This window comes from Dyella sp. 01N36 (assembly GCF_056399745.1).
Genome location: NZ_JBFTRY010000121.1, coordinates 1 through 10,982, shown reverse-complemented (window position 1 = coordinate 10,982; position 10,982 = coordinate 1). Strand labels below are relative to the sequence as shown.

Sequence of the window (10,982 nt, the reverse complement as noted above, 5' to 3'; positions counted from 1 at the left end):
GGCGTGCTCGATGCCGATGCGCGCGTCGATGTGGCGCGCTGCAAACCGCTGCTTTCAGCGGCGGGCGGCATGGGCGTGACCTTCCACCGCKCGTTCGATATGACGCGTGATCTGCCTCGGGCGCTGGAGGATGTCGTGGCCTTGGGGGCGGAGCGCGTGCTCACTTCCGGCGGTGCGATAGCGGCCATCGACGGGGCCGATACGCTTCGCCAGCTGATCGACCAGGCGGCCGGCCGCATCGTGGTGATGCCGGGTGCAGGTGTTCGGGCCGCCAATATCGCTGAGCTTGCCAAGGCGACCGGCGCATCGGAACTCCACGCTTCGGCCAAGGGCATGCTGCCGTCGGGCATGCGTTGGAGCAATCCGGCCTTGACCGATATGGCCGCTGGCGAGGTCCGCAGCGACGTGGATGAAGTGCACGCCCTGGTTGCTGCGCTCCACTCGAAGGCCTGATTTGCTGTCATTCAGACCGATGGCGCCTTAAGCTCGAACCGCGTCACCCTTCCTCCAGAGAGTCCACGGCATGGATGAGCGGAGCAGGCGAGGTGTTCGAGCGGCCCCGGCGCCGGGCGTGCGGCCATGAGTGCGCCGCAGGAGACTGCCGCCTCGGCGACGCTCCTCCTGGGCCGCTGGCCCCGTTTGCTGTCCACCGCGGCTGTCATCGTGGCCGCCACCATCTTCGGCCTGAGCTATAGCCTCTCCGCCCCGCTGATCGCCATGAGCCTGGCGGCGAGCGGGCACTCCGGCAGTTACATCGGCCTCAACGCGGCCATGCATGCGCTGGGCGTGTTGCTGATCGCGCCCGTGATGCCGACCCTCGCCGCACGCTTCGGCGCTCGGACACTGGCCGTGGCGGCCCTGGTGGTCACGGCCGTCGTGCTGGCTGCGTTCGCACGAGTCACTGACGTGRCRTGGTGGTTTCCSATGCGCGTGGTGCTCGGCATGGCTGCCGAAGTCCTATTCGTAATGTCGGAAACCTGGACCAACGTGCTCAGCACCGAGCAGGCACGCGGTCGCACCATGGCCGTCTATACCGCCGCGCTCTCGCTGGGCATGGTGCTGGGGCCGGCCTTGCTGTCGGTGCTGGGCGTGGATGCGGGTGCTTATCTCGCCGGTGCGGCCATCGCGCTGGCGGCGGTGGCGTTCATCCTGCCGCCCTGGGTGGTGGCGCCCCGGCGCAGTGTGCCCGAGCGCGCGCAGCCCCTCCGCTATATGCGCCTGGCGCCGATTGCCTTGGCCACCACGGTGCTCAATGCAGGGGTAGAGACTGCCGGACTTTCCTTCATCTCGTTGTATGCCACGCAGCTGGGCTGGACACAGGCGCGTGCCATGCAGCTGATCTCGGTGTTGATGTTCGGCGCCATCGTGTTGCAGCTGCCCATTGGCTGGCTGGCCGACAAGGTCGACAAGCGGCGCCTGGTGCTGGCATTGGCCGCGATTTCCGCGCTGACGGCGTTGTTCTGGCCGTTCGCGTTGCGCGAGACATGGCTGGCGTTCGCCGTGGTGTTCGTGTGGGGTGGACTGTTCGTGGGCATCTACACCGTGATGCTGGCGATGGTGGGCAGTCGCTTCCAGGGCAACGATCTGGTGGGCGTCTATGCCGTGATGGGGCTGGCATGGGGCCTGGGCGCGCTGATGGGACCGACACTCGCGGGCGTAGCGATGGGCGTGAATGCGCTGTTCGGCTTGCCGGGCATCATTGCGCTGGGTTGCGCGGTGTTTGCGGTGTTCCTTGCGAGGTCGCGCAGCGAAACCTGAGGGGCGCCGCGTCCGCACGTGGTTCGAACGATGGAGTCGTCACATGGTGCAGTTGGGCTTGCTTCTATTGGGCAGCGATTTCATCCGGCGGCGCTGGCTGATTCTGGCCATCGGGGGCATCGCCTGGGCGGCGCTGGGCGTGGCGATCTTTATCGATGCGCTGGACAACGTGCTGTATTTCCCGGTGCACGTGTTCGGCTATCTGCTGGTGGTCGAGGCCGTGGTCACGCTGGCAGTGTCCTCGCCCCGGCCCGGTACCTCGGCTGCACTGCGCAAGGCGCGCGGCGTAGTGTTCCTGATCCTCGGCTTGTTGATCGTCGACCCGCATCATGCGGCGAGCGTGATCCTGGCGATGGCCTTCGGTCTCGCTTTCCTGCTCGATGGCATCTTCCGGATCGCAGCGGCGCTGGTGGTGCGCTTTCGCGGTTGGCGGCTGTCGTTGCTCACCGGTCTGCTCGAGGTGGGCTTTGCGGTTTTCATGGTCGAGCCGTATCCGACGTTCTACGCGGGCACGGTGCCGTACTGCATCGGCATGGGACTTTTCCTCTCCGGCTGCGGCATGTTCAGGCAGGCCTGGCGACTGAAGAAACTGCCCGATCATGCCGTGCTTTCGTGGCTGTTGATGCGTGACATGCCGGTTGCCGATGCGGGCTTCACGCCCGAACTGCTGGATGAGGCCGCGGGCGACCTGGTCGTTTACGTGTGGACGCCGACGGGCTCCGTCGACGACGCCGTGCCACAGCCGCTGGTGGATCGCTATATCGCTGCGGTGGATGCGAAAGGAGTGATTTCCACGGGGCACGCGGCGCTGGGGTGCCCGCCCGATGTGTACGTCAGTCATTATCCGGCTGTCGAAATCGATCGCTCCAGCGGCGATTTCACCCGCATGCTGCGCGCCACTGCGATCAACGACGTGCCTGGAAAATTCCAGCCCAGCTATGCGCAGGAATCCGCCGGCTGGTGCGAATCGAACGCGGAAGTGCGTTTTGATCGCTACGACCGCCAACGCCTGCTGGCGTTCTGGAAGCGCTACCGCGAAGACGCCACGTACAACCTGACCAGCCGCAATTGCAGCAGCACGGTGGCGCATTGTCTGGAGGCCGCGCTGGAAGGATCGTCGGCAAAACGCGGCTTCCTTCGAACCATGGTCAATCCGGAACTCTGGGTCGCCGCCCAATTGCGCAAGCGCGCCGAGGCTATGGCCTGGACCCCGGGATTCGTGCTTGATTACGCCCGCGCACTCAAGGCCGCCATCCATCCCACGCCGCTGGGGTGGTACACGTTGATCGCGTCAATCAAACGCTTCTGGCGTTACGCGCGGATGATCCGTCGCGGTGAGCCGATGAGCGCCGCGTCATTAGGTGACAAAACGAGCATTCACGCTGAGCGCAAGCGCTCGATCGAGTGATGCCTCAGGCAGTGAACTGCAGCCTCGCCAGTTCCGCGTAGAGACCGCCTTCGGCCAGCAGGCTTTGATGCGTGCCCTGGGCCACGATGCGGCCGCCGTCCATCACCACGATGCGATCGGCGCGTTGCACGGTAGCGAGGCGGTGGGCGATGACGAGGGTGGTGCGGCCTTTTTCGAGACGCTCCAGCGCCTGCTGGATGGCGGCTTCGGATTGGGCATCGAGCGCGGAGGTGGCTTCGTCCAGCAGGAGCAGCGGTGCGTCGCGCAGGATGGCGCGGGCGATCGCGATGCGCTGGCGTTGGCCGCCGGACAGGCGTACGCCGCGCTCGCCGAGTTCCTCGCCGTAGCCCTTGCCCATCGCCATGATGAAGTCGTGCGCTTCGGCAGCGCGGGCGGCATCGCGCACTTCCTCATCGTCGGCATCCTGGCGACCGAAGCGGATATTCTCGGCCGCGCTGCCGCCGAAGATCACCGTTTCCTGCGGCACCAGTGCGATGGCGCCGCGCAGTTCGGGCAGGGCGAGTGCGCGCAGATCGATGCCATCGAGTGTGATGCGTCCGCTCTGCGGATCGTAGAAGCGCAGCAGCAAGGCGAACACCGTGCTCTTGCCCGCTCCGGAAGGCCCAACCAGCGCCACGGTCTCACCGGGGCGAATGCTCAGGTCGAAGTCGTGTAGCGCAGGTGCGTCGGGTCGGGACGGGTAATGGAACTGGATGTGTTCGAAGCGCAAGGCGCCTTCCATCGGACGAGGCAGGAACGTGGGTTGCGCGGGGCTGGTGATCTCTGCGCGCTCTTCGAATAGTTCGCCAATGCGTTCCATCGCGCCTGCCGCACGCAGCACGTCGCCCCATACCTCGGAAAGCCCGGCGAGCGAACCGGCCGCGAGAAACGCGTAGATCACGAACTGCGCGAGCACGCCGACATCGAGCGTGCCGGCCAGCACATCACGCGCGCCGGCCCACAGCACCAGCGCGATGGCGCCGAAGAACAGCACGATGACGGTCGCCGTGAGGATCGATCGCATGCCGATGCGTTGCCGGGCGGTGGCGAGCGCGCGGGCGATGGCGCCGCCGTAACGCGCACTTTCGATATCCTCGCGCGCATACGCCTTGACCGCTGGCGCGGCGTTGAGCGTTTCATTGGCCACTGCCGCGGCATCGGCAAGCCGATCCTGGCTGGCGCGTGACAGCTTCTGCACGCGGCGACCGAAGACCAGGATGGGCAGCATCACGGCGGGAATCACCAGCGCGGTGAGGCCGGCCAGTCGGGGGCTGGTCCAGACCATCATGGCTGTGGCGCCCAGCAGCATCACGGCGCTGCGCAGCGCCACGGAGATGCCCGAGCCGATCAGCGCCTGGATGACTTCGGTGTCGGTGCCAAGGCGCGAGATAAGTTCGCCCACGCGGCTGCGCTCGAAAAAGCCCACATCGAGGCGGATCACATGCGCATAAAGTTGAGAGCGCAGCGATGCCAGCGAACGCTCGCCCAGCAAGGCGATGCAGTAGTAGCGCGCCGCCGTGGCAAACGCCAACACCAGGGCCACGCCAAACAAGCCCAGGAAGGTGGCATTGATGGTGGCGAGGCTGGAATGGCCAAAGCCCTGGTCGATCATGTGCCGCACGGCCATCGGCAACACCAGCGTGGCGCTCGAGGAGATCGCCAGAAACACCAGCCACCCGCCGGCCAGCGCGCGATGGGGTCGCACGAACGGCCACAGCTGCATCAGGGTGCCAATGCGACGTGCAGGGCGCTGAGTGTCGGCGGTTTCGCTCATGAGTTCTCGTCGTCGGCATCCGCGCCGGGCTGGCGCATCTGTTTGAAGGTGGGGCGACTCGCGCCTGATTCAATCCAGGCGGCGTGCACGGTGACGGCCTCGGCTGAGGTCGTTGACCAGCGCCTGTGCCTCGTCGGCATGCCTGTCGGGCAGCTGGATCTCCAGCGCGACCCCTTGCGCATCGAAGCTTTCCTGCACGATCTCGGCGTCGAACTCGCGCAGGCGGGCCTTGAGCAAGGCCAGTTCGGCGAAGTCGCAACGCAGGCCCAGTCGCGCCATGGCAACCAGGGGAACGCGATCGGCGCGACGCAGGCACTCCGCAGCCGTGCCACCGTAGGCGCGCACGAGTCCGCCGGCGCCCAGCTTGATGCCGCCATACCAACGCGTGACGACCACCACGGCGCGATCGATACCCTGGCCTTCGATGGCTTGAAGCATCGGGCGTCCCGCGGTGCCACCCGGCTCGCCGTCATCGTTGAAGCGATAGTCCTGGCCGATGCGGTAGGCCCAGCAGTTGTGCGTCGCTGCCGGATCGCTCACCTGGCGTACGAAGGCCAGCGCCTGTTCGGGCGTCTGTACGGGTGCCGCCTGGGCCAGGAACCGACTCTTCTTGATGTCCTCGCTGTGCTGGCAGGCAGCGGCAAGGGTATGCAGCGGATCACTCATGGTCGGGCAGTTGCGCTCGCAGGTCGTCGGGCAAGGGCACGTCCGGGTGTGTCTGCTGGAAGGTGGTCAGCCGCTGCACGCCTTCATCGTGGCGATGCAGGGCGAACAGCTGGCGGATCTTCTCCAGCTCTTGGGCTGGCGTATCGGCCGCGTTGGCTGCCGTACTGTCCGGCGAAACGGCGGGGGCAGACATGTCCTTCATCGCCGTTGCGCGCTGGCTGAGCGCGCCGGTGGCAGCCGTGGCTCGCATCGCAGCCTGCGGTGCATAAGCGGATGGGGCGGCTTGCGCGACGGGCGCARGTGCTGCCGGCGGCGGCGCCGCCGCCATGCGGTCCTCGTTGATGGCTGCCAGCGGTGCCGCTTCCGTCTCGGAGGTGGGTGGTTGCGCAGTCGCGGCGACCGGCGCCACCACTTTCGGCTTCATGGCGGAACGGATGTTTTCCCGCTTCGCTGCCGTCGGCGCCGCGATGCGCGTCGCCGGAGCTGCAGCCGCCAAGGGTGCGGCAGGGGTGTTGACGACCTGCGCATCGCTTGGACTGGACGCCGCCTGCGCCGGTTCGGATGCGGGCGCCGCGCTGACGGCAACAGCGCGCGAAGCAGGGCCCTGCGGCACGCTCGCGGGTTGTTGCACCATGCGCCAGCCCAGCCCGGCAGCCACGACCAGGACGGCCACACTGGCAACGGCTACCGGCCAGCGCGTCACACCGCTGCGCTTGTCGGCGCGCACGGCGTCGGCCGCCGCGCGCTGGATCGCGCCATCGAGGGCGGGCGATGGTTCCTTGCGCGGCAGGCTGCGATAGAGCGACTTGAGCTCGTCTTCGCCGGGCAGCGCGTCGTTGTCGTGGTCGTGCGTATTCATTCGGCCAACTGTTCGCGCAAACGGTTCATGGCATAGCGCAGGCGCGACTTGGCAGTCTCGCGTCCCACGCCGGTGACTTCGGCAATCTCCTCCACGCTCAGTTCGTTTTCCAGGCGCAGCAGCACCGCGGTGCGCTGCTCATCGGGCAGTTGCTCGATCGCCAACTGCAGACGCCGGCGACGTTCGAACTCCGACAGCAGGTGCTCGGGTTGTTCGCGTTCCGGTGACGCGGTTACTTCGAATACCCGCTCGGCTTCCTCGCCGGTGGCGAGCGGGCGCTTGCGGCGGTAGCTGTCGATCAACAGGTTATGCGCGATCTGCAGTAGCCAGGTGGTGAATTTGGCTTGCGGCACATAGCGCGCGCGMGAGGCCACCACGCGACTCCAGGTCTCCTGGAAAAGCTCCTCGGCCAGCTGGGGATCGCGCGCCGCGCGCAGCAGGAATCGATAGAGTGCGGCCCGGTGCCGGGCGTAGAGCGCATTGAACGCCGCAGCCTCGCCCCTGGCATAGGCAAGCATCAGCGTCGCATCGTCGTCCACAGGGGCATCCATGGGCGGCGAGGTTAAGCCAAACCGGGGCTTGGGGTAAGCAGGCGGGTCAGTGGCAGGCGTCCATTGAAGTGTCGGGTTCAGGAAAGGTGGCTGCATTCCCATGTAACGCAGGCCATCGCCACTTGGGGTTTGGCCGTGCCCGGAGGTCAGGGGATGACGTCACCTGCTACAGGGTGCGAGAAATCCTCAGGCTCGCGTTGCTGGGTGAGCCGGAACACGCCTTCGCGCACGTGGCGTGGCAGCACCACGTCGAGCACGGTGGTCTGGTGCGGGGCGAGGATCAGGAACAGGTCGTCGCTGGAGGCCGAGCTGGCGATGGCGTGATGCACGAGTCCGGCCAGATCAGCCGGTTCGATCGTCGCGCTATAGGGCCGATGCCCGCTCATGGCGGCACGCAAGGTGCGCCGGCTGTTGTCCGGGTCGGCGACGCGTGCAGTGCCGGCCAGCAAGCCATGGTTGAGGAAGAACGTGATCACGTGTCCCTGCCGGCTGTTCGCCTGGCGGTCGAGCATGAAACCCTGTGGCATCCAGTCGGGGTTCGGCGGCAGGCCGGCCTCGAACAGCCAGCGTGCGCCAAGCAGCGGCTCACCCGCCTCGTCGGTGAGGCGAACCACCAGCATGCTGCGTGGATCGTGGATATGGACGCGGGGCGAGAACGGACCTACGGGCTCCTTTTCCACCCGCTCGGCGTCGCGCTGTGCATTTTGCGCATCGAAGGCGTCGCACAGTTGGTGGTAGCCGCCCACGTCGCGCACCTGCAGGCAGCGGAGCAGCGCGTCCACCGTCGCTTGCGGCGCGGCGGCCATCACGCCTTGCCCGAGGCCGGAGTGCGCTGCGCCCGGGATCAGCTTGAACGCGGTGCGCGGCGCGACCGTGGCATTGATGGCCAGCGTTGCGTCGTTGCTGCTGCCCTGGCGCGCGAGCACGGCGTGGCGCGCATTGAGATTGGCCGCCGCGATGCGTACGACGCCGTCCGATCCGTCTTCGCCGGTATAGCTGTTGATGTGGTCGTAGAGCGATCGATCAGGTCGGTCGCCGGTGAGCACGAAGAGGAACTGGCCGCGCTCGGCCGCATCATCGCCGTGGATATGATCGAGGTTGAGCGACAGCGATTCGCTGCTGCCCAGTTCCAGCCAGTCGAGTATGCGTTGCCCGGGTTCCACGCCACCGGCCCAGGCGCGCAGGCGGCTCAGCACGCCTTTGCCGAGTTGGGCGAGGGCGGAGCCGAAGTTCGCCGGCGCCAGCATCATCAGGTGGGTCAGGCGGATCGTGCTGAAGGCGTGCGGTCGTTCCCGCTGCGCGCGAAGCCACTCGCGCACGACGGGTCCGCCGGTGGAGTGGGTGATGCAAACGAAACTGGCGTCGTGCAGATGCAGGTCGCGCAGGGCGTGATCAAATCCACGCACGACGTCGGCCATGGTGACCACGTCATCGAAACTCACGTATTCCGATAGCCAGATGTCGGCCACCGCCAATGCGATGCCTGCGGATGCGGCCTGCGCCTGGAGACGCTGTGGCAGCAAACCATAGGTTGAAGTATTGGTGACGCTCCAGCCGTGCACGAAAACGAGTGTGGTCATGTACCGGTCCCTGCGGTGTCACATTGTCCGCTCGCCAGCATGCTGGCGTGTCCCCAGGCGACAGGTCGATCGACCCTGCGCTATCGCCTCGCCATAGCGTAAGGCCCTAAGATGCCATGCCTTTCCATGGAGCGGGGAATCCGCATGCTGGCCGTTCTGTTCGTGCTGCTGCTGTTGATCGTGTGGCTGTATCGCCTGCGCTGGCGCAAGACCGCGCGCGCGCTGTTGATCGCGAGCCTGCTGCTGTTCTTCGGCATCGGTTGCGGCGCACTGCCACGCTGGCTTTCCGACGGGCTGCAAGCGCCATACGAAGTCGATCCGGCGATTGCGTGGACGCCGCGCAATGCCATCGTGGTGCTTGGCGCGGGCACGGCGGTGGACGAAGGCCATCCGTTGCAACCTTCCTATTTCGTCAATGGTCGCCTGTTGCGTGCCGCCCAGCTTTATAGCGCGTGCAAATCCGCCGGCAAGGAGTGCCGCCTGGTGGTGAGCGGTGGCGATTCGCAAGACCACGGCGAGGCCGAGGCGGTGGTGTATGGCCGGGCACTTCGCGCGCTCGGCATTCCCGCGGCGGATTTGTCGATTGAATCGCGCAGCATGAGCACGTGGCAGAACGCGCAGTTCAGCCGTCCGATCCTCGCCGAGTACGCGCCGCAGCACATCGTGCTGGTGACCTCTGGCATTCACCTGCGTCGATCGCTGTTGTACTTCGCGCACTTCGGCATCGTGCCGCAGCCGGTGGCCGGCGACTGGGTCAATGCGCGCAGGGAACTGGCGCCCGACTCGTGGAACTTCATGCTGATGGATGCCTCGCTGCACGAGTACCTGGGCATCCTGCGTTACCGGGTCTACAACGTGCTGGGCTGGAATGCCCCGAAGGCGCCGCCGCTGGGTGCCTGAAGCGCCTGATAGCCGTTCATTTTCCAGCCAGCTACTGAGCGCGTATCGGCGTAACCTTGCGCGGCTTACTCACGCCGGTCGCTTCCATGCCCTCCGAACTGCCCACCGATCCGCACTCGCGTGCGGCGCTTCCGCTTGCCCCTTCGCTGGATCGGACGCTGACCGCGGCGCACATGCCGCGCCAATTTCGTCCGCTGGAGCGGCGCGTGCTGTGGATCTGTCTGCTCGCCATGCTGCTGGGATCGGCGGTGGCGCTGGTGGCGCGGTTACTGACCGCGTTGATCGGACTGGTTACCAACCTCGCTTTTTACGGGCGCCTCAGTACGGAATTCAGCAGCCCGGCAGGCAATCATCTGGGCCTGTGGGTGATTGCGGTGCCGGTGGTCGGTGGCCTGATCGTCGGCGCGATGGCGCGCTGGGGTTCGCGTGCCATTCGTGGTCACGGCATTCCCGAAGCGATGGAGCAGGTGTTGCTCAATGAAAGCCGGATTCCGCCGCGCATCACCTGGCTGAAACCGGTGTCGTCCGCCATTGCCATCGGCACCGGTGGTCCGTTCGGCGCCGAAGGACCGATCATCGCCACCGGCGGTGCATTGGGGTCATTGATCGGCCAGCTGTTGCGCGTCACGGCGGACGAGCGCAAGACACTATTGGCGGCCGGCGCCGCGGCAGGCATGGCCGCGGTGTTCTCCGCGCCGATCTCGTCCGTGTTGCTGGCGATCGAATTGCTGTTGTTCGAACGTCGCGCGCGTTCGCTGATTCCGGTAGCGCTGGCGGCGGTGATGGGCACAGCAGTTCGCTACCTGCTGGAAGGCAATGAACCGATGTTCCCGATGCCCGCCATCGCCACGCCGGCACTCAGCGCCGTGGTGGCCTACATCGTCATGGGCATCGTCACGGGCGTGGTCAGCGTCGGCATCACCAAGCTCACCTACGCCATTGAAGACGGCTTCGAGAAACTGCCGATCCACTGGATGTGGTGGCCGGCCATCGGTGGCGTGGTGGTGGGCGTGGTGGGTTACTTCATGCCGGCCACGCTGGGTGTGGGCTACGGCAATATCGCGGCGCTGATTGCCGGGCAGGTCGGGTTTGCCGGCATGCTCGCGCTGTGTCTGATGAAGCTGCTGTCCTGGTCGGTGGCGCTGGGCAGTGGCACTTCCGGAGGTACGCTCGCGCCGCTGTTCACCATCGGCAGTGCGATGGGCGGCGTGCTCGGCCTGCTGTGCGTGGACTGGTTGCCATGGCTGCAGGTGGATCCGCGGGTGGCGGCGCTGGTGTGCATGGCGGCGATTTTCGCGGGGGCGTCGCGCGCCTTCCTCACCTCGGTCGTTTTTGCGTTCGAGACGACCCAGCAGCCGCACGGCCTGCTGCCCTTGCTCGGCGCCTGCGCGGCGGCATACCTGGTTTCGGGTTTGTTGATGCGGAACACCATCATGACGGAGAAGATCGTCCGTCGCGGCGTGCTCGTGCCGGACGAGTACACGGC

At 66.4% G+C, this 10,982-nt stretch carries 10 protein-coding genes; 5 read left to right on the top strand and 5 right to left on the bottom strand.

Annotated elements, in window-relative coordinates; translation table 11 throughout:
- The 3 genes from AC1DMG_RS15815 to AC1DMG_RS15805 all read left to right on the top strand — a co-directional run.
- Nucleotides 1-453 (top strand): copper homeostasis protein CutC (locus AC1DMG_RS15815; RefSeq protein WP_477180741.1); only part of this gene is annotated, 453 nt, incomplete at its 5' end.
- 126 nt (nucleotides 454-579) lie between these two features.
- Nucleotides 580-1,758, top strand: coding sequence for an MFS transporter (locus AC1DMG_RS15810; RefSeq protein WP_477180740.1), 1,179 nt, complete (start codon nucleotides 580-582; stop codon nucleotides 1,756-1,758).
- Between the two features lie 43 nt (nucleotides 1,759-1,801).
- Nucleotides 1,802-3,166, top strand: a complete 1,365-nt coding sequence (locus AC1DMG_RS15805) for an HdeD family acid-resistance protein (RefSeq protein ID WP_441603254.1) — start codon at nucleotides 1,802-1,804, stop codon at nucleotides 3,164-3,166.
- Nucleotides 3,167-3,170: 4 nt separating this feature from the next.
- On the opposite strand, the gene AC1DMG_RS15800 is transcribed toward AC1DMG_RS15805, so the two are convergent.
- From AC1DMG_RS15800 to AC1DMG_RS15780, 5 genes are all read right to left on the bottom strand, one after another.
- Nucleotides 3,171-4,940, bottom strand: coding sequence for an ABC transporter transmembrane domain-containing protein (locus AC1DMG_RS15800; RefSeq protein WP_441603255.1), 1,770 nt, complete (start codon nucleotides 4,938-4,940; stop codon nucleotides 3,171-3,173).
- A gap of 69 nt (nucleotides 4,941-5,009) precedes the next feature.
- On the bottom strand, nucleotides 5,010-5,606 hold the full coding sequence (locus AC1DMG_RS15795) for an IMPACT family protein (protein ID WP_441603256.1): 597 nt from the start codon (nucleotides 5,604-5,606) through the stop codon (nucleotides 5,010-5,012).
- Nucleotides 5,599-6,465: a hypothetical protein gene (locus AC1DMG_RS15790; protein WP_477180739.1), complete on the bottom strand. Its 867-nt coding sequence runs from the start codon at nucleotides 6,463-6,465 to the stop codon at nucleotides 5,599-5,601. The genes AC1DMG_RS15795 and AC1DMG_RS15790 overlap by 8 nt, the downstream gene beginning before the upstream one ends.
- Complete coding sequence (locus tag AC1DMG_RS15785; RefSeq protein WP_441603258.1) at nucleotides 6,462-7,016, bottom strand: RNA polymerase sigma factor; 555 nt, start codon at nucleotides 7,014-7,016, stop codon at nucleotides 6,462-6,464. Before AC1DMG_RS15785 ends, AC1DMG_RS15790 begins: the two co-directional genes overlap by 4 nt.
- A 146-nt stretch (nucleotides 7,017-7,162) precedes the next feature.
- Entirely contained in the window at nucleotides 7,163-8,596 is a 1,434-nt protein-coding gene (locus tag AC1DMG_RS15780; RefSeq protein WP_441603259.1) for a lipase family protein, read from the bottom strand.
- Nucleotides 8,597-8,740: 144 nt separating this feature from the next.
- On the opposite strand from AC1DMG_RS15780, the gene AC1DMG_RS15775 reads away from it, so the two are divergent.
- Nucleotides 8,741-9,496: a YdcF family protein gene (locus AC1DMG_RS15775; RefSeq protein WP_441603260.1), complete on the top strand. Its 756-nt coding sequence runs from the start codon at nucleotides 8,741-8,743 to the stop codon at nucleotides 9,494-9,496.
- 173 nt (nucleotides 9,497-9,669) lie between these two features.
- Nucleotides 9,670-10,982 (top strand): chloride channel protein (locus AC1DMG_RS15770; RefSeq protein ID WP_477180742.1); only part of this gene is annotated, 1,313 nt, incomplete at its 3' end.

What these genes read in the sequence shown, in the direction of transcription:
- AC1DMG_RS15805 (WP_441603254.1), top strand. Translation starts at nt 1,802, where the DNA reads ATGGTGCAGTTGGGCTTGCTTCTATTGGGCAGCGATTTCATCCGGCGG.
- AC1DMG_RS15800 (WP_441603255.1), bottom strand. Translation starts at nt 4,940, where the DNA reads ATGAGCGAAACCGCCGACACTCAGCGCCCTGCACGTCGCATTGGCACC.
- AC1DMG_RS15775 (WP_441603260.1), top strand. Translation starts at nt 8,741, where the DNA reads ATGCTGGCCGTTCTGTTCGTGCTGCTGCTGTTGATCGTGTGGCTGTAT.
- AC1DMG_RS15795 (WP_441603256.1), bottom strand. Translation starts at nt 5,606, where the DNA reads ATGAGTGATCCGCTGCATACCCTTGCCGCTGCCTGCCAGCACAGCGAG.
- AC1DMG_RS15780 (WP_441603259.1), bottom strand. Translation starts at nt 8,596, where the DNA reads ATGACCACACTCGTTTTCGTGCACGGCTGGAGCGTCACCAATACTTCA.